This window comes from Rahnella sp. GSA61A (assembly GCF_019969905.1).
Classification (GTDB): domain Bacteria; phylum Pseudomonadota; class Gammaproteobacteria; order Enterobacterales; family Enterobacteriaceae; genus Rahnella; species Rahnella aceris.
Genome location: NZ_JAHXYO010000002.1, coordinates 22,491 through 41,386, shown reverse-complemented (window position 1 = coordinate 41,386; position 18,896 = coordinate 22,491). Strand labels below are relative to the sequence as shown.

Below are 18,896 nucleotides of genomic sequence, written 5' to 3'. Positions count from 1 at the left end.
AAAGAGTGTTTTTGTCATACCCCCTCCAAAAAGTTATAATATAACATCACAATAGGGTATGAGTATCAATACATGAACTGTTTCAGTTTTTTACGGCAGAAGGGATAGCAGGCCGTTTTTGAGAGAACACGGATCTTAACTGTTAAAAAAGAGTAAAAATTGATGAATGAGTTGTAATTTGCACTACAATCAAAAAGTTATGGAATTTTGGTTTGGAAATTTTTTTCTCTGCCCAAAACACATCCTGATGAAAATATGCGATAATGAAGGGATATGTGCTTAAGAGGTAAATGCCTTTGAAGAAATTGATCCATTGTGATATTAATGGGAATATTCTTACGGTTGATGAGTTACAACAGATTATTGAACCTGCTTTGTCTGAAATTGAAGAGTCCTTAATTGGAGATTTAACTTATTTTTCAGAAAATGCACGTTATGAAACAAATTCTTTGCAGATCGTGTCAATAACACAAATTGGCAAAAACTATTATTCAATGACTTACCAGTTCAAATGGACGATTTTCAATGGTTGTCTGGACATTAATGCTGATGAGTTAACGAAGCAAAGTGTCAGATTCTGGGTTAAACCTGACGGATTGGAGTTTGATATTATTGAGTCCTTCAAAGGCTCAACGGCTGAAGAATTGTAAGTTTGAGTAATACGTTTGCACAGCTTTCTAAAAATGAATTATATTTAAAATACCGGCTGTATATTAAATCCTTTAAACCTCATCCCGAACACTGTTCATTGTGATTGTCTTTGATGTTTAAGCCAGTTCATAGCGTTTTAGTGAGAGCCGTTTCCTGTAAGCCATTAAGTTTTGTTGTTTACTCACAGAGTGTTATCAACACCGAATAAACCATTACGGAGGGGATGATATGGATGAGTACTCGCCTAAGCGGCACGATATCGCTCAGTTACGCTACCTGAATGAAATGCTGTATGATGAAGGGATTGCGACACTGGGTGACAGTCATCATGGTTGGGTTAACGATCCGACTTCGGCTGTTAACTTGCAGCTCAATGAACTGATTGAGCACATTGCATCCTTTGTGATGAGTTTTAAAATTAAGTATCCAGACGATAACCATTTAAGTGATCTGGTTGAAGAGTATCTGGATGATACCTACACGCTGTTCAGTAATTATGGAATTAACGATTCTGATTTACGCCAATGGCAAAAGACCAAGAAGCGGTTATTCAGAATGTTCTCAGGGGACTACATCTGTACCCTAATGAAGACTTGAGTAATAATTTATATGCAGTCATCAGATAAAAATCAAAAGGCTAAGATGAACAAAATCGACTATTTGATGCGTTTACGAAAATGCACCACTATCGATACACTTGAACGTGTTATTGAAAAAAATAAGTACGAACTTTCCGACGACGAGCTGGAATTGTTTTACTCGGCAGCTGACCATCGTTTAGCGGAGCTAACGATGAACAAGTTGTACGATAAAATCCCGGTATCAGTGTGGAAATTTGTACGCTGATCTATAAAGCCAGGCCGGAATATCCCCCGGTCTGGCTGGTTAATATTTAACCATATTATCGTTAATATTATTTAACTATATCTTTGAGTTAAGTTTTTCTACTTTCTCTTTGATCTGCCGATGAAATGTTTGCAACAGAAACTGAAAACATTGTTCCGTTTTCGGTGAACGCAATGGTGCGGGTTTGCGCATCATCGCCACTGTTCTGCTTAATGTGGGCTGCTGCAAGTGAATCACTGTTAATTCATTATCGTTAAGTGTTGCAGTATATAACTCTGGTAATATTGCTAATGCCAGACGCGAACGCACCAGTCCATATAACGTCTCCTGAAAATCTACGCGATAACTCACCCGTAAATTCAAACGATGACTCTCACTCAGTGATGTCACCAGCCTGCTAACATTCCCCTTTGAGAACAAGGCAATATCTCTTTTCAGCAGTTGTCGCCAGGGAATATTGTGATCCTGAGAAAGCGGATCGTCGCGTCTGATAACCGCCACAAAAGGATCTTCCAGCAGTGGATAAACAGCTATGGATTCCGGCACTGTACTGTCTGTTGCACCGATACCAAAATCCACTGATCCCTTCTCCAGTTCCAGTAATAATGCATCGTTTGTCAGGTCATGAAATTCCACACGCATATCAGGGAAATATTCCGCCAGTAATTGTGGAACGGCCGGAAATAACAATGTACTCACCGAAGGTACTAATCCAATGCGTAATGTGCCATCCCCGCCCTGACGCATAATTTGCTGCATATCATCGAAAACACTAAGCGCGGTATTCAATAAACGTTCTGCATATGGCAGAACAGCCTCACCCTGTTCAGTCAGACTCACACCTTGTGCCGTCCGGTTGAGTAGTTTGCCCCCTAATACCGATTCAATTTGTCGAAGCGCGCTACTCAGCGCGGGCTGACTGATCGCCAGACGATTCGCCGTATCGGTGAAACTGCGCAGTTGTGCCAGCGTCACAAAGTATTGAATTTGCTTGAGGGAAAGGGCAGGTAACCGGCGCCAGGGTTCAGACATATGAGCAGCTATTCCGCGAAAAATAGAAAACGTTTGCTCAGCATAACCGTATCTTATAAACGGATAAAATAATTCATCTGTGCAAAGCCCCCCCTGCTCCCTACATTAGCCTCACCATTGTTTAAATCCGGACACTGATATGACCGACGGCATCACCTCCCAGCCCCTGCGCCAGCGGGCTATAAACGCAGCACTGGGGAACATCCCTTTCGACCGTCTGCTGATTAATGCCCGTGTCATCGACATGGTCACAGGGGAAATTCGCGAAGCCGATGTCGGCATCACCGGCAATATGATTGCCAGCGTTCATTCACGCGGGAAATTCACGCAGACTGAAAACGTTGATGATTTATCAGGAAATTACCTCTCTCCCGGCCTTATCGACACGCACGTTCACATCGAAAGCTCGCATTTGCCACCCGAAAAATACGCCGAAATCGTCGTCGCTCAGGGCACAACAACGGTGTTTTGGGATCCGCATGAACTGGCGAATGTGCTGGGCGTTGCCGGGGTGCAGTACGCCATCCAGTCCAGCCGTAATCTGCCATTACGCGTGATATGCGCTGCGCCTTCCAGCGTGCCGTCAACACCGGGCTTAGAGATGTCCGGTGCGGATTTCACAGGCCAGGAAATGCAGACAATGCTTAGCTGGCCGGAAATTGCAGGTGTCGCCGAAGTGATGGATATGCATGGCGTGCTCAATGGCAGCGGGCGAATGCTGGAAATCCTCGAAGCCGGACTAAACAGCGGAAAGCTGATTGAAGGCCACGCACGCGGCCTTAAAGATGAACAATTGCAGGCGTATCTTGCCGCAGGTGTGACGTCAGATCACGAACTGACCTCGGCTGATGATGCCCTGGAAAAGCTGCGTGCCGGTCTGACGCTGCAAATTCGCGGCTCACATCCTTATCTTCTGCCCGATATCGCAGCCGCTTTGCTCGCACTTCCCCATCTTTCATCACAAATAACATTGTGTACTGACGACGTACCGCCCGATCATCTGCTGGAAAAAGGCGGGCTGATCGCCTTAATCAAGCTCCTGATTTCCTACGGATTACGTGCAGAAGATGTACTACGCATGGCGACGTTGAATGCCGCTATTCGCATGCAACGTTCTGATTTAGGGCTGATTGCCGCAGGCCGCACGGCTGATCTTATCGCGTTTGACTCGCTGGAAAATCTTCTTCCGCGTGCAGTATATGTCGGCGGAACCTGTGTAGCTCAGCAAGGCAAGCTGCTGTTTACCCCTGCCGCCGCGCGCGGAGTGGTTCCACCACGAGACACCATGCGCTTAACGCCGCTGAACGCCGCTGATTTCAGGCTAAAAATTCCGGGGCTGAACAACGGCAAAGCGCGTCTGCGCAATATTAAAGGCGCACGCTTTACACAATGGAGTGAAGTAACCGTGAATGTGCGGGATGGTGCCGTACAGATACCCGACGGCTTCAGCCTGATTTGGGTTCAGCACCGCCATGGCCGCCACGACGCCACACCGAAAATGGCATTACTTGAAGGCTGGGGAGCATTGCGCGGTGCCATTGCGACCTCTTACTCTCACGACGCCCATAATCTGGTGATTATCGGCCGGGATCCTGTCGACATGATGATAGCGGCCAATCAGCTGATCGCCAGCGGCGGCGGTATGGCGTTGAGCCAGCATGGCAAGTTGCTGGCCAATATCGATATGCCGATTGCCGGAATGCTGTCTGATTTACCGGCCACGGAACTGGCGAAGCAGTTTAAAAACCTGCGCGACCTCAGTGCACAGGTCGCAGACTGGGAACCGCCTTATCGCGTTTTCAAAGCTATCGAAGGAACGTGCTTAGCCTGTAATGCAGGCCCACATCTGACTGATTTAGGGCTGACAGATGGCGGTTCACGGGAAATCGTCAACCCGGTTCTGGAAATCTGGCCAGAAGAAATCTGAAGCATTCTCAAAACCACCAGACGTAAAAAGATAGCAAACACAACATTATAAAAATTATTTTCAGGGGAATTTAAGCATGTCCGAAAGTTCTGTGAAAAATGTTACCGTCTCAGCAGACGAAAGCTGGTTACAACGCCGCTTCCATCTGCACCAGCGCCAGACCAAGATTAAAACGGAATGTCTGGCTGGCATCACCGGGTTTCTGGCGGCAGCGTATTTACTGGTGGTGATCCCGGGTTTACTGGCCGTCAGTGGTATAGATAAAGGCGCAGCCACCACCGGCGTGATCCTGGTATTTGTACTGGGCTCTCTGCTGATGGCTTTTTACGCCAACCTGCCCTTTATGGTCGGGCCTGGCATTGGCGGCTCGGTACTGGTCGGTATTACGCTGGCGGGCGACGGAGTTACCTGGCCCGTCGCGCTGGGGATTGCATGCTGGTCGGGGATTTTATTTTTCGTGATGACAGTGTTTGGCTTACGCGAAGTAGTCACCCGTTCTGTTCCGCAGTCGATCAAGCTTGGGCTGACCGCTTCTATTGGCATTTTTGTCGCCCTGCTCGGCTTCCGCAATGCCGGGCTGGTAATGGCAAATACCAAAACACATGCGCTGGCTCTGGGAGATTTTACTGCGCCGGGTGCGTTAATTGCGCTTCTTGGTCTGCTGGTCGCCGTGGGGTTACAGGCTCGTAAAGTACCGGGTGCCATTTTATGGGCCATTTTGCTGGCGACGGTGGCGGGTATACCGTTTGGCGTAACGCATTTACCTGAGCAATGGATCTCGCTGCCTCACTCGGTTGCTCCGTTATTGGGCAAAGTCGATCTTATCGGTGCTATCAACATCGCCTTTCTGCCATTCCTGTTTATCTTCTTCGCCTCGGAGTTCTTCTCTACGATGGGCACCACACTGGCTGTCGGTGGTGAGGCTGGATTGCTCGATGAACACGGCAATATGAAAAATATCAACCGGCCTTTCATGGTGGATTCCATTGCAGCAGCGCTGGGCCCGATCGTCGGTATTCCTGCAGCTACAGCATTGATCGAATCCTCTGCCGCCGCTGAAGCAGGCGGGAAAACTGGCCTGACGGCACTTACCGCTGCAGTCATGTTTCTGCTGATGCTGTTATTTACTCCGATTGCGCTGATGATCCCGAAAGAGGCGACCGCACCGGCACTGATTCTGATTGGCCTGAACATGTTCAGTAATTTGCGAAAAGTGGACTTAGCGAATTTTACCGACGCGCTGCCGGTACTGATGATGGTAATGATTACGCTGATTTCCAACAGCTTCGGCACCGGTATCGCCGGCGGCCTGCTGTTTTACGTCATCATTAAAGTGGTCGCAGGAAAAGCACGTGAAGTGCCTGTAGGCCTTTATATTCTGGCAATCCCGCTGGTGTATTATTTTGCGACGCTGGTTCATCACTGAAACTTGCGGATTAACAGAGGGCGCGTGAAAACGTGCCCTTTTTTATGGGCGCAGCCTGGCTTTGAAGATATTTTTAGGAGGAAATCAAAGAGAAGAGATAATTCCGGAGGCCTGAAATGGTGGAGGCCCTGCCAGCTACATCCCGGCACACACGACACCTGCCATGGCTGCTTCCTTCCGGACCTGACCAAGTTGACAAGTTAGCGTTGCGGGAGAACCAACAGGGCCCCCATTGACGTTGTCAGCTTCATTTCTCTGCTAAGAGAATCGAAGCGGTGGGCATTATCTGTGATGGCCGAAACAAAAGCAAGTTAACTGCCGACAACCGTTGTTTTCTTAAACAATACGCCTGAATCAGAGCCTACAAAACCTTAATTTTTGCGTCATACTGGCGCAAATCACTGAGGAGGATGTCATGTCGGAACCCGATAACTTTCGCCAGCGCGTATTTCAGATTATCGCCGCCATCCCGGTCGGGCAGGTCACAACTTACGGGAACGTCGCGCAACTGGCCGGTTCACCCCGCGCGGCACGTCAGGTCGGGGGGGTACTCAAGAAATTGCCGGAAGGCAGCACTCTTCCCTGGCACCGGGTGATAAACCGGCACGGTGAAATCTCTTTGCAGGGCGAAGACTTTAAACGTCAGCGTCAGGCACTGCTGGCCGAGGGCATCACGTTTAAGAAAGGCAAAATCGATTTAGAGAAATACGGCTGGAAATGGTGAATGCCTGCCTTCAAAACGCACATAAAAAAGCACCGCAAGAGCGGTGCTTAGCCATCATAAGTGATGAATTAATAGGTCGTTGGTTGTGCAGGTACCATACTAACCGGTGCAGGCGAAGTGCCCAGTCCTGGATTTGACGGGTTAGTCATTGGTCCCAGGGCACTGGGTTTGGTCGCTACAGGGACGGCGACAACCGGGACAAGTTGCAGATCGGCACGTGTACCCTGACCGTGATTAATCACTTCTTTAATGGAGTCAGTGATGAAGGTCATCTGACCATTGATGGTTACCGCCGCACTCAGCAGAATACGCGCGTTAGGGGCAATTTCCTGCGGGTTATACGGCAGGATGAAGGTAAACGGTGCCTGTTTACCCTGAGTTCTCGCCACCTTTTGCGAAATCACGCGGGATGGCGCATCCGCCACCGAAGCATCAGACAATGTCACCGTCAGGACAGCATCCGGTGGCAAGGCTACACGCTGATTGATAAACACGCTACCCGATACATTCGGGCCAGTGATCGCAGGTCCGGTGTCCGGGCTAGCCGCCGTATTCACAGGAGGTTGCTGCGCTGGTGCCTCATGATGCTGTGCGCACCCGGCAAGAGTCAGAGACAGCGCGGTTCCACCTACTATCTGCCAAAGTTTCATTGATCGTACTCCCTTTTTTATTAGTCGCTTGTCGACAAGCTGTAATAAACGCCGACGATGAATTTAGTGACTTTAACCAGCTTACCTACTAATCATGGCACAAAAGTCTGAGGTTTTCCTGTCAGCGGCCAAACAGATCTTCTGACAAAACGTAAGATCCACTATGATTAACAGGTTAGACCTGTCGGTTAAGGCGTATTTCAGAAAATTCCTGCCTGCATTACCCCGAACAACTTAGGTCGATTTCTCCGGTAACTTTCATGAGGCCACTATGAGTCAGGCATTAAAAAATCTGCTGGATCTGCTTGATCTGGAAAAAATTGAAGAAGGGCTGTTTCGTGGTCAAAGTGAAGACTTGGGTTTACGTCAGGTCTTTGGCGGTCAGGTCGTAGGCCAGGCATTATATGCCGCCAAACAGACTGTCCCGGCGGAACGTGGTATCCATTCTTTCCACAGCTACTTTTTGCGCCCGGGTGACAGCAGCAAGCCGATTATCTATGACGTGGAAATCCTGCGCGATGGCAACAGTTTCAGCGCCCGCCGCGTAAAAGCGGTGCAGCATGGCAAGCCGATTTTCTATATGACGGCGTCGTTCCAAAGCCAGGAAAGTGGTTTTGAGCATCAGAACACCATGCCGGATGTGCCGCCGCCGGAAACACTGGTATCAGAATCAGATATTGCTAAAAATCTGGCGCATCTGATACCGGAAAAATTCCGCGAAAAATTTATTGGTCATAAGCCTATTGAAATGCGTCCGGTGAAGTTTCATAACCCGATGAAAGGGAGTGTCGAAGAGCCGAACCGTGCAGTGTGGTTCAGGGCCAACGGTGAAATGCCAGATGATTTGCGAATTCATCAGTATTTACTGGGCTATGCGTCTGACTTCAATTTCCTGCCTACGGCGCTGCAACCCCATGGCATTGGCTTCCTTGAACCGGGAATGCAGGTCGCGACCATCGACCATTCGATGTGGTTCCACCGCCCGTTCCGCATGGATGACTGGTTGCTGTATGCCGTCGAAAGTACCTCTGCATCCGGTGCGCGTGGTTTTGTGCGTGGACAGTTTTATACCCGCGATGGCGTGCTGGTCGCCTCCACGGTACAGGAAGGGGTTATTCGTCAGCGAAAGCCTGAATAATCATCATTAAAGAGCGCCCTGTAAAAATGGCGCATTAAAAAGGGGCGATATCATTATCGCCCCTTTTGCATATCATCATTATTTTATTATTTTTAACTCATTAATGAGAGAGTTAGCGCACTACTTTCTCTGAAATCTCATTATTGGTTGTAAGCGTTTTCGCCGTGGCTATTAACATCCAGCCCTTCGCGTTCTTGTTCTTCAGGAACACGCAGACCTACGATCATGTCCGCCACTTTGTAACCGATGAAAGCAACAACACCAGACCAGACCAATGTCACGCACACGCTGAAGAACTGAACCCAAACCTGATGGCCCATGGTCACACCTTCTGCATAACCTACGCCGCCGAGTGAGCTGGAAGTGAATACGCCAGTCAGCAGACAACCTACGATACCGCACACACCATGAACACCGAACACGTCACAGGTGTCATCAACACGCAGCCATTTTTTCAGGGTAACCACACCCCACAGGCCAGTGATACCGCCTACGAGACCGATGATGAGAGCACCACCCACGCCGACCGTACCACATGCAGGTGTGATAGCGACCAGACCTGCGATAGCACCGGAGCTTGCGCCAAGCAGTGAAGGTTTACCACGCACCATCCATTCAACCAGTGTCCAGGACAGGATTGCACCAGCCGTTGCAATCACCGTGTTCAGGAAAGCCAACGCGGCAACAGGGCTTGCTGCACTTGCAGAACCTGCGTTGAAGCCGAACCAACCCACATACAGGATTGATGCACCAGTGAAGACCATTGGCAGGTTGTGTGGTTTGAAAGCTTCTTTACCGAAACCGGCACGTTTACCCAGCAGATAAGCCCCCACCAGACCTGCGATAGCGGCGTTGATGTGAACAACGGTACCACCGGCAAAGTCCAGCGCACCATCAGCAGCCAGGAAACCGCCTGCCCACACCATGTGAGCCATCGGGATGTAAGAGAAAGTCAGCCAGATCACAGTGAAAATCAGAACCGCTGAGAAACGTACACGTTCAGCGATACCGCCCACGATCAGCGCCACAGTGATACAGGCAAATGAGCACTGGAAAGCAACGTGGATCATCTGGGAGAAGGTGCCTGTCACGGAGTCCAGGCCGATGCCTTTCATCATGACGTTACTGAAACCACCGAAGAACGCGTTACCTTCGCTGAAGGCCAGACTGTAGCCGTAGAGGATCCACAACACGCAGACCAGAGCAAAGGTGACAATAACCTGAGTCAGCATGGACAAAACGTTTTTAGAACGCAGTAAGCCACCGTAGAACAACGCCACGCCCGGTACGGTCATGAACAATACCAGCGCGGTACAAATCATCATAAAGGCGTTATCAGCACCGTTTGCCGCTGCTGGCGCTGCTGCCATGGCAAGCGAAGGCAGCAAAGCCACGGCACCAAGCCCCATCATGGATAAAAGTTTTTTCATTATTAACCCACCCCTGTTTCTCAAAACTGTTTTTTCTAATCTGATTTATCTCAAACCGATTGGTATGAGAGATAAAAGCCTGAAATTACAGTGCTGCTTCGTCGGTTTCACCAGTACGAATACGGATAACACGTTGCAATTCAGCAACGAAAATTTTGCCATCACCGATCTTGCCGGTATAGGCCGCTTTGCTGATCACATCGATCACTTCATCAAGCTGATCGTCTGCAATAGCAATGTCGATTTTTACTTTTGGCAGAAAGTTCACGCTGTATTCCGCGCCACGGTAAAGTTCGGCATGACCTTTCTGACGGCCAAAACCTTTAACTTCCGTTACGGTCAGCCCCTGAATTCCAACAGCAGACAGCGCTTCACGCACGTCTTCCAGCTTAAAAGGTTTGATCACCACAGTAACCAGCTTCATTGTGCCACTCCTCGAATTAAGGGCTTGCCGCGAGAGGATTCGCGCCCGATACGGATTGGATAAAGCAAAGGATGTGCCAGAGTTGAAATCGGGCGCAGATTCATGCAATTCCCGCGTAATACGGCATTTTCAGAATAATCGTGACCAGGCGCACAGTTGTCATGCCATATGCAGCACAGCAGCACACGCACCATTTAAGTGCTCACCGCTGCTTTTTAGTGCACCCGAATTGAAAAAGGGTTCTGCCTGCATGAATACAGTGCGGGGAAAAGAAAAACAGGAAATGAAAAACGGAGAAAGAAGAAAGCCGGTGCCGCAGGGATACGGCACCGATGCAAAGATTATGCGTTTTCTGTTGCAGGCATAATCTGTCCGGCAGAAGCCAATTGCTGTCCGGCAAGTTGCAACTGATACATCTGATAATACCGGCCTTTTTCTGCCAGCAGTTGCAAGTGATTACCCTGCTCAACAGCCTGGCCACGGTGCAATACCAAAATATTATCGGCATCCACAATCGTCGAAAGCCGATGTGCGATAACCACAAGCGTAGTCTGCTGCCGGATAGCCCGTAATGCACGCTGAATAGCCTGCTCGGTGCCGGAATCAATATTGGCCGTTGCCTCGTCAAGGATCAGAATTTCCGGTGCCTGCACCAAAACGCGCGCCATCGCCAGTAATTGTTTCTGCCCGACAGAAAGATTATTGCCCTGCTCTCCCAGACGCGTATTCAAACCTTCGGGCATTTCGCGTACCAGCGGTGAGAGCTGCACAATGTCCAGCGCGTGCCACACCTGCGCTTCATCAATATCACGGCCTAACGTGACATTAGCGAACACGGATTCTGCCAGAACCACCGGATCCTGCTGAACCATTGCAATACCTTTGCGCAGGCTGGTGTGCGATAAGTCGGCGAGGTTACGTCCGTCAACCCTGACCTCACCTTTGTTTAACGGGTAATAACCCATCAGCAGATTTGCCAGCGTACTTTTACCACTGCCGGTATGTCCAACCAACGCCACAAAACCGCGCGAAGGCACGTGCAGGGAAATATTTTCCAGCACCCATTTATCCGGGAGGTAAGCAAAGCTGACGTCTTTGATGTCAATCTCGCCGCGGGTGAGCAACTTTTCGTCTGGCCCGTATTGCTGTTGCGTCCTGTCCATCAAATCAAAGATACGTTCACCGGCAACGACTGCCTGCTGCATAATCGATTGTTGTGAGGTCAGTTCAATCAGAGGCTCGTTGAGCCGTCCGAGATAATTGATGAAGGCGTACAGAACCCCAACGCCCACAGAACCTTCGGCACTGAATCCAAAGAGAATGAGCAGACCGCATAAAATCAACGACGAGAATAAGCTGAGCAAAGGACGCAACAGAAATCCTTCCAGTCGCAGCGTTTGCATGCGGGCCAGGTAGTGCGACTGGCTGGCGCGGGCAAGTCGTTCGCCAAACCTTTTCTGCTGACGGAATTGCTGAATCACATTCATACCGTTGATGACTTCATTGAAGCCATCATTAATATCCGCCAGATAAGCGCGTACTTTGCGCACCACCGGCGTACTGTAAATCTGGTACAGCCCCATCACGACAAATACGGCCGGGAAGATACAAATTGCCACCGATGCCAGTCGCCAGTCGAGGCTGAACATCGCCACCAGCATCGCACCAATCAGGGCGATGCTGCGTAAGACTGTCGATACCACGGTCACATACAGATCACGGATAACTTCCGTGTCATTAGTCACGCGGGAAATCAGCTGACCTACAGGCTGTGTATCAAATGCGCTCAACGGTTGCCGTAATGCCGCATCCATGACTTCGGTGCGCAGGCATTGGACGACACCCACCGCAGCACGGTTGAACAACAGTGCCTGAAAATAGTGCAGGCTTGCTGCCAGGAATTGCAGGAAGATAAAACTCAGCGCGAGCAAACTGACTTTCCCCCACGGCATTTCACCTTTAGCCACGTAGTGATCGATAAAGAAGCTGATTAATATAGGGCCGGTCACTTCCGCTGCCGCTGCAATCCACAGCATCAGAACCGCATAAGACAACGGCTTGCGGTAAGGTTTCCCGTATTTCAACAGGCGCTTTAGCGTTGGCCAAAGCTTCTGAATTTTAATTTTTTTGGGTTCAGCCACGGTGTTCCGGCTCCTTTTCCTGTGACACATCATCCAGCGCAGCTTCTAATTGCTGATAACGGAACATATCGCGGTACCAGCCGGCTTCGGCAGCAAGCTGGTCATGATTGCCACGCTGCGAAATACTCCCCTGGCTGAAGACCAGAATCTCACTGGCTTCGGTCAGTGCAGAGAGACGATGTGCGCTGATGATCACCGTACGGTCATTTCCCCACTGACGCAGATTGTGCAGAATCTGGTGCTCCGTCCGGCCATCAACGGCGGATAAAGCATCATCCAGGATCAGAATTTCGGCTTTGAGGAGCAATGCGCGCGCAATCGAAATACGCTGCTTCTGACCACCCGATAACATGACGCCGCGCTCGCCGACTTCAGTTTCATATCCCTGAGGCAATCGCAGAATGTCATCATGAACGCTGGCGAGACGCGCGGCTTCTTCAATCTCTTCCTGCGTGGCATCAGGCCTTCCGAGCGCAATGTTCTGCGCGACAGTGTCTGAGAACAAGAAAGGCGTCTGACTGACAACTGCCAGCCGGGCACGCCAGTCATCAAGCTGGATTTCTTTAAGGGATAACCCGTGATAGGACACGTCACCGTCAGTGACATCGAACTGGCGCTGAAGGAGTGAAAGCAGCGTACTTTTACCGGAACCTGTCGGACCGCATAACCCCAGCATTTGCCCTGGTTGCAGGGAAAAAGTAACGGTCGTTAAAGCAGCGTGGCTATTTTCCGGATAATGGAAATCGTTGATGTGAGCCTCAAGCGTCGCGCGGCCTGCCGGTAACGGTGTTGTGCCATCAACAACAGCCGGGGCTTCCTGTAACAGGCTACGGATACGGCTGTAAGCCGCGCTGCCACGTTCGACAATGTTAAACATCCAGGCGAGCGCGAGCATCGGCCAGATCATCAGGCCAAGGTACATCACAAAGCTGGTGAGTTCACCCAGCGTCAGGTGGCCATTGACTACCATCCAGCTACCGCCGCCGATGGCCAGCAGGTTTGCCATACCGATAGAGACATAGATGGTCGGATCAAAGCGGGCATCAACACGCGCGACACGCATATTTTTTGCACCGGTATCCGCAGCCACATCAGCAAACTGCGATGACTGATGATTCTCCAGGCCAAAAGCTTTGATCATACGGATACTGGTCAGGCTTTCCTGCGCCTGATCGTTAAGCGAGGAAAACGCCGCCTGTGCGGTTTTGAAACGGGAATGAAGTTGATCACCATATCGCTTGATAATGATCGCCATTACCGGCATCGGCACCAGCGACAATAACGTCAGTTCCCAGCTGATCTGGGTTGCCATAACGATAAGTACCGCCAGCCCCATGACCAGCGAATCGACCAGCGTCAATACGCCCTCTCCCGCAGCGAACACCACCCGGTCGACGTCATTAGTCGCTCGGGCAATCAAATCACCGGTGCGATGGCGCAGATAAAAAGCGGGATGCTGACGGCTCAGCTGACGGAAAAAATCCTGTCGTAGTTCAACAGCAAGCTGATAAGACGCGCCGAACAGCAGCACGCGCCAGACATAACGCAGCAGATACACCACAACAGCCGTGCCGAGCATCAGGCCAAGCCACGCAAAAAGCACGCCGTAAGACATTTGTTTTGACGTAACACCATCGATAATTACGCCCACCAGTTTTGGCGGCAGTAATTGCAGAACGGCGATAATGACCAGTAAGGCGACGGCACCCAAATACCGGCGCCATTCACGCCGGAAGTACCAGCCTAATTGTGCAAACAATCTCACGCAGTGTTTTCCATACAAATAATAATAATTTTATTGAGTTAAACCGGCGACAGAAAGACCAATTTTCTCTTCAGGCCGACAAGGATACCAGAGTTAACAGGGGTTTCTGATGAAACTTTTTACTGCAACTTTTGCATTAAATCGGCAATGCGGTGGTCGATTTTATGCGCTCCATCGCAAAACTTGAGGTCACGTCGTTCAGTCCTGGAATGCCATTCACAAGTCGCTTGTAAAAGTTATCGTAGCTTTTCATATCGGAGACCTGAACTTGCAGCAAATAATCGTACTCGCCCGCCATCCGGTAAAAACCCAGCACCTCTGGAAACGCTTCGACTTGCTGAACAAATCGCTGATACCACTCACTGTTGTGATGCTGGGTCTTAATCAGCACAAATGCTGTCAGGCTAAGTCCCAGTTTCTCAGCGTCAAGTAACGCCACTTTTCCGCAAATAATCCCGTCATCTTCAAGGCGCTTTATTCTTTTCCAGCAGGGGGTGGTGGTGAGGTTGACGGCCTCAGCCAGCTCGTTCAGAGAAAGGGTGCAATCCCGCTGTAGCAGCGATAAAAGCCTGAGGTCAATTTTATCTACCATACCGCACTCCAGGAGAAAGTATTTCTCCAAATAAGATGATCCATGGGTCAAAGAGTAACTTATTTCTCTGGTGATTACGTTATTCTTTATCTCATCAAAACACTTAAATGAGCCTGCAACATGCGCAATTCCTGGGTCACTCACGCCATTAAAGAAATCGACGCCGATTATCAACGTTCAGCCGACACACATTTAATTCGTCTCACGCTGAACGACTTTCCTGGAATTTCGTTGTATCTCAAAGATGAAAGCACGCATCCTTCCGGCAGCCTGAAACATCGTCTGGCACGCTCATTGTTTTTATATGGCCTGTGCAATGGCTGGATCCGCGAAAATACGCCGATTATTGAAGCGTCTTCGGGCAGTACCGCTGTCTCCGAAGCCTATTTCGCGCGTCTGCTGGGCCTGCCCTTTATTGCCGTAATGCCCGCCTGTACAGCCCCGCGCAAAATTCAGCAAATTGAGTTTTATGGTGGTCGCTGCCACTTTGTCGAAAACTCAGGTCAGATTTATGCTGCCTCAGAGCAGCTCGCTAAAGAGCTGAACGGCCATTATATGGATCAGTTCACCTACGCAGAACGGGCCACCGACTGGCGCGGAAACAACAACATTGCAGACAGCATTTTCCGTCAGATGTCCCGCGAACCGTATCCGGTGCCGCGTTATCTGGTGATGAGTGCGGGTACCGGCGGAACGTCCGCAACGCTAGGCCGCTACATCCGCTATCAGGGGCACGATACCGAACTGGTCGTGGTGGATCCGGAAAACTCTGTCTTTTACGATTACTTTCAGCAACGTGATGCCAGCGTTACCGCTCAATGCAGCAGCCGCATTGAAGGCATTGGCCGCCCGCGCGCCGAACCCTCATTTATCCCCGACGTCATTGACAGCATGATGCAAGTACCTGATGCTGCAAGCATTGCTACCGTTCGCTGGCTTGAACAGGTACTGGGGAGAAAAGTCGGCGGCTCGACGGGAACCAATATGTGGGGGGCATTGCAACTGGCAAAACAAATGCGCGAGAAAGGTGAAACCGGCTCGATCGTTACCCTGCTTTGCGACAGCGGTGAACGTTATCTGAATACCTACTTTGATGACAACTGGGTAGCGAAGAATATCGGGGATATTTCCGTTTACGCTGCACAACTGGAAGGTCTCAACTGAATATCCTCGAAATCATTCGAACTACAACAAGGCAGCAAATGAATGAATCCCGATGAGCTTACAAGAGTAAGTGATTCGGGTGAAAGAATGCAGCTAACGCAGTTGTAGTTCGAAGGATGAAGGGGAAAAAAGCCGGGACAGTTAAAGTGAACCCGGCTTGCTGCAATACCTTAATATTCGGGGGAATAGGTGAGGTGTGGAGTGTGCAGCCAGTGTTGCAAAAAGTGAGACACAGCCTGATTACGGCAATGTCCGATGATTTGTAAATGAGAGGCCTGTTCTTTCAGCACCGGCAAAGCGTTGCCCATAATCAGCCCCATCCCGACACTTTCCAGCATTTCCTTGTCGTTCATGGCATCGCCGAATGCCATGCATTCAGACATATCGATCCCCAGACCTGCAGTGAGAAGCGCCAGAGCACTGCCTTTATTACTGCCTGCGGGCTGCACATCCAGACAATCTGCCGCTGAAAAACACAGGTCAAGACGCGGGCCGAAATGCGCTTCCAGTTGGGGTACCAGCGCCAGCAAGGTTTCATGCGGTGCGCAGAAACACACTTTGCTGTTACCAGAATCAGGCAATAAACGCAGATCCTGTAACTGATAGCGGAAGCCGCTGAACTGATGCGGGATCAGCAAATCCGGATCGTCCAGAGACGTAAACCAGCCATCATCACGGAATACATGCTGGCTGGCAGGTGTATCCCATTGCGTGTGCAAAAGCTCGTGTGCACAATCTTCGGACAAGTCACTGGCATGCAACCGGTGCCCGGACAAGTCATGAATTCGCGTGCCGTTTCCGGTGATCAGAAAACCGTCCAGTCCGATGTTCGCCAGAATATCTTTCATTTCGAGATAATGACGGCCGGTGGCAAACGTCAGTTTTACCGGCTTTTCAGCCAGCTGACGCAATGTTGCCAGTGTTTTTTCGCCCAGCGTGTGATCGGGTAAAAGCAGAGTGCCATCCATATCAAATGCAGCTAAACGGAACATATTTTCTCTCAGAAAAGGAATGATTTTCACCCTCAAAGTATGGACTGCGATTTGCGGAACTAATAGTGAACAGTTTGTGAATACTGTTCCGGTTTTAGCTCACACTCTGGCTCTTCGCTGCAAGCCAGCGCGCCATACGCACGATATGATGAACAGGATAATTCACAGCAAAAATAAGGTTCCGTATTTACCGTGCGCCTGCAAAACCGGCTTAATCAATTTCAGCGTTTATACCTGAAGACCGGACAAGTTCCGGTTCAGTTTACCGTGGCCGAACTGGCTGAGATTTTCTGTTGCAGTGAACGTCATACCCGAACGTTGCTGAAACACTTTCAGGATGCGGGCTGGATTGACTGGCAATCCCAAGCAGGTCGCGGGAAGCGTGCGTCACTTTGCTGCCTGAAAACCCCCGAAGAATTGCGGGGAGCCTGTTTGCAGGAGTTGCTGAAAAATGGCGAACATTCGGCCGCGTTGCAGCTAAGCCAGCTGGATCCGAGCCATCTCAATGCACTGCTGGCGCCGCATTTGGGCGGGCAATGGCAGGAAGATGCGCCCACGCTGCGTATACCCTATTATCGACCTCTCCAGCCTTTAGATCCGCTGACGTTGACCGGCCGTGCCGAGCAACATCTTGCCCATACTATTCATGCAGGACTGACGCGTTTTATTCCGGGAAATTCAGCCCCCCGGCCCGATCTGGCCCATCACTGGCAAATCAGTAATAACGGCAAAACCTGGCAATTTTTCCTGCGTAGTCAGTTGTTCTGGCATAACGGAGAACCACTGAAGACCGCGCAATTAATGGCGCGCTTTGAACAACTGCAAAACTCACCGCGCAGTAAACATAATCTGGCTTGCGTGAGCAAATTGTCTCAGCCGCACGCACTTTGTCTGCAGTTTGATCTCGATAAACCCGATTACTGGCTGGCGCACCGGTTTGCCGACCTTAACTGCCTGTTATCCCATCCCGATAATCCACATATCGGCGCGGGGCCTTTTCGTCTGACTACCTTTTCACCTGAACTGATCAGGCTTGAACAACATACGTTGTACGCCTTACAGCATCCTTATCTGGCGGCTATTGAATTTTGGATCACACCGCAACTCTTTGCACAAAAAAGCAATGTCAGTTGCCAGCATCCGGTCAGGATCATTTTGGGTGAACAGGATGAATTATCGCGCGTGAAACCGGTCAGACGCAGCACCAGCCTGGGATTTTGCTACATCGCCGCCAATCTGAAACGTGGCGTATTGAATGAGGCTCAGGCGCGTAAAATCGTCCGTCTGATCCAGCGCAGCGGCATGCTGGATAATTTGCCTATCGATCATGATCTGGTGAAAGCCAGCAAAGAAATGCTGCCTGGCTGGCCAATACCTTTGCATGACGATGCTGATGTTCCATTGCCTGAAAAGCTGACATTGCTGTTTCACCCGCCGGTTGAATTTGAGCTGGTGGCGCAGGCACTAAAGGAAAAGCTGGCGGAAGAAGATTGTGCACTGGAGGTTAAATATCATGCCGGGCGACTTTGGGAAGATGATGCGCTGCTGGGCTGGGCCGATCTGCTTCTCGGTGATCGTTTGATTGGCGAATCTCCCGATGCCTCCCTGGAGAACTGGTTACAGCAAGATCCGCTTTGGCCGGGGATCCTGCGCGAAAAAGATTATGTTTGCCAGCAACAGCGCCTGGCCGCTATTCAGCAAATCCCGCTGGAGAACCATCGCTCGGACGAACTGCGCGATCATTTATTTCAGTGGATGCAGTCGGCCATCGTCACACCGTTGTTTAACTATCAGTATCAGGTCAGCGCACCACCGCGCATCAGCGGTGTGCAACTCACCGCATGGGGCTGGTTCGATTTCTGTCAGGCATGGGTTCCGCCGCCGCTGCCAACGGAAAGTGTCTGAAGGAGCTGTTTCACTACACTCCGGGGGTAAAGGAAAGTAACATTAGGGCACTTTTACTGCCCGATGCGCAGTGAATTTCAGATAATGGT

At 50.2% G+C, this 18,896-nt stretch carries 18 protein-coding genes and 1 other RNA gene; 10 read left to right on the top strand and 9 right to left on the bottom strand.

What is annotated here, in order from left to right; all coding sequences use genetic code 11:
- The first annotated feature begins 290 nt into the window (after positions 1-290).
- The 3 genes from LC431_RS02265 (at position 291) to LC431_RS02255 (ending at position 1,497) form a co-directional block, all read left to right on the top strand.
- Positions 291-650 (top strand): hypothetical protein, encoded by a 360-nt coding sequence (locus LC431_RS02265; protein ID WP_015690306.1) that lies wholly within the window; start codon positions 291-293, stop codon positions 648-650.
- 229 nt (positions 651-879) lie between these two features.
- Entirely contained in the window at positions 880-1,248 is a 369-nt protein-coding gene (gene tomB, locus LC431_RS02260; protein ID WP_013576616.1) for an Hha toxicity modulator TomB, read from the top strand.
- 45 nt (positions 1,249-1,293) lie between these two features.
- The gene (locus LC431_RS02255) at positions 1,294-1,497 is read left to right on the top strand and encodes an HHA domain-containing protein (protein ID WP_013576617.1); all 204 of its coding nucleotides are present in this window, start codon (positions 1,294-1,296) and stop codon (positions 1,495-1,497) included.
- Positions 1,498-1,572: 75 nt separating this feature from the next.
- Here LC431_RS02255 and LC431_RS02250 read toward each other — a convergent pair whose 3' ends face one another.
- Positions 1,573-2,529 carry a LysR family transcriptional regulator gene (locus tag LC431_RS02250; protein ID WP_217192332.1) on the bottom strand — a complete coding sequence of 319 codons (957 nt, stop codon included), beginning with the start codon at positions 2,527-2,529 and terminating at the stop codon, positions 1,573-1,575.
- Positions 2,530-2,668: 139 nt separating this feature from the next.
- Here LC431_RS02250 and LC431_RS02245 point away from each other — a divergent pair, with 139 nt between their 5' ends.
- Both LC431_RS02245 and LC431_RS02240 read left to right on the top strand, forming a co-directional pair.
- On the top strand, positions 2,669-4,456 hold the full coding sequence (locus tag LC431_RS02245; RefSeq protein ID WP_223509218.1) for an adenine deaminase: 1,788 nt from the start codon (positions 2,669-2,671) through the stop codon (positions 4,454-4,456).
- A 76-nt stretch (positions 4,457-4,532) separates the two neighbouring features.
- Positions 4,533-5,882: an NCS2 family permease gene (locus LC431_RS02240; protein WP_131638180.1), complete on the top strand. Its 1,350-nt coding sequence runs from the start codon at positions 4,533-4,535 to the stop codon at positions 5,880-5,882.
- Between the two features lie 126 nt (positions 5,883-6,008).
- Here LC431_RS02240 and ffs read toward each other — a convergent pair.
- An RNA gene (ffs, locus tag LC431_RS02235) (signal recognition particle sRNA small type) lies at positions 6,009-6,105 on the bottom strand.
- A 192-nt stretch (positions 6,106-6,297) separates the two neighbouring features.
- Here ffs and LC431_RS02230 point away from each other — a divergent pair.
- Positions 6,298-6,606: an MGMT family protein gene (locus LC431_RS02230; RefSeq protein ID WP_037036827.1), complete on the top strand. Its 309-nt coding sequence runs from the start codon at positions 6,298-6,300 to the stop codon at positions 6,604-6,606.
- 68 nt (positions 6,607-6,674) lie between these two features.
- Here the strand turns inward: LC431_RS02230 and LC431_RS02225 are convergent, their stop codons facing one another.
- On the bottom strand, positions 6,675-7,256 hold the full coding sequence (locus LC431_RS02225; protein ID WP_037036825.1) for a YbaY family lipoprotein: 582 nt from the start codon (positions 7,254-7,256) through the stop codon (positions 6,675-6,677).
- 271 nt (positions 7,257-7,527) lie between these two features.
- Here LC431_RS02225 and tesB point away from each other — a divergent pair, with 271 nt between their 5' ends.
- Positions 7,528-8,394: an acyl-CoA thioesterase II gene (gene tesB, locus LC431_RS02220; protein ID WP_013576623.1), complete on the top strand. Its 867-nt coding sequence runs from the start codon at positions 7,528-7,530 to the stop codon at positions 8,392-8,394.
- Positions 8,395-8,534: 140 nt separating this feature from the next.
- Here tesB and amtB read toward each other — a convergent pair whose 3' ends face one another.
- Positions 8,535-9,824 carry an ammonium transporter AmtB gene (gene amtB / locus LC431_RS02215; RefSeq protein WP_013576624.1) on the bottom strand — a complete coding sequence of 430 codons (1,290 nt, stop codon included), beginning with the start codon at positions 9,822-9,824 and terminating at the stop codon, positions 8,535-8,537.
- Positions 9,825-9,909: 85 nt separating this feature from the next.
- The gene (glnK, locus tag LC431_RS02210; protein WP_009639071.1) at positions 9,910-10,248 is read right to left on the bottom strand and encodes a P-II family nitrogen regulator; all 339 of its coding nucleotides are present in this window, start codon (positions 10,246-10,248) and stop codon (positions 9,910-9,912) included.
- 55 nt (positions 10,249-10,303) lie between these two features.
- Here glnK and LC431_RS02205 point away from each other — a divergent pair, with 55 nt between their 5' ends.
- Complete coding sequence (locus LC431_RS02205; protein ID WP_126124264.1) at positions 10,304-10,615, top strand: hypothetical protein; 312 nt, start codon at positions 10,304-10,306, stop codon at positions 10,613-10,615.
- Here LC431_RS02205 and LC431_RS02200 read toward each other — a convergent pair.
- From LC431_RS02200 to LC431_RS02190, 3 genes are all read right to left on the bottom strand, one after another.
- Positions 10,590-12,422, bottom strand: coding sequence for a SmdB family multidrug efflux ABC transporter permease/ATP-binding protein (locus LC431_RS02200; protein WP_370633747.1), 1,833 nt, complete (start codon positions 12,420-12,422; stop codon positions 10,590-10,592). The two genes, LC431_RS02205 and LC431_RS02200, sit on opposite strands and share 26 nt — an antisense overlap.
- Entirely contained in the window at positions 12,382-14,154 is a 1,773-nt protein-coding gene (locus tag LC431_RS02195; protein ID WP_119261885.1) for a SmdA family multidrug ABC transporter permease/ATP-binding protein, read from the bottom strand. The genes LC431_RS02200 and LC431_RS02195 overlap by 41 nt, the downstream gene beginning before the upstream one ends.
- Positions 14,155-14,290: 136 nt before the next feature.
- Positions 14,291-14,746, bottom strand: coding sequence for an Lrp/AsnC family transcriptional regulator (locus LC431_RS02190; RefSeq protein WP_013576629.1), 456 nt, complete (start codon positions 14,744-14,746; stop codon positions 14,291-14,293).
- Between the two features lie 120 nt (positions 14,747-14,866).
- Here LC431_RS02190 and LC431_RS02185 point away from each other — a divergent pair, with 120 nt between their 5' ends.
- Entirely contained in the window at positions 14,867-15,910 is a 1,044-nt protein-coding gene (locus tag LC431_RS02185; RefSeq protein ID WP_013576630.1) for a PLP-dependent cysteine synthase family protein, read from the top strand.
- A gap of 170 nt (positions 15,911-16,080) precedes the next feature.
- On the opposite strand, the gene cof is transcribed toward LC431_RS02185, so the two are convergent.
- Positions 16,081-16,902: an HMP-PP phosphatase gene (gene cof / locus LC431_RS02180; RefSeq protein ID WP_013576631.1), complete on the bottom strand. Its 822-nt coding sequence runs from the start codon at positions 16,900-16,902 to the stop codon at positions 16,081-16,083.
- Positions 16,903-17,094: 192 nt separating this feature from the next.
- On the opposite strand from cof, the gene LC431_RS02175 reads away from it, so the two are divergent.
- Entirely contained in the window at positions 17,095-18,807 is a 1,713-nt protein-coding gene (locus LC431_RS02175; RefSeq protein WP_112151713.1) for an SgrR family transcriptional regulator, read from the top strand.
- Positions 18,808-18,896 lie beyond the last annotated feature (89 nt).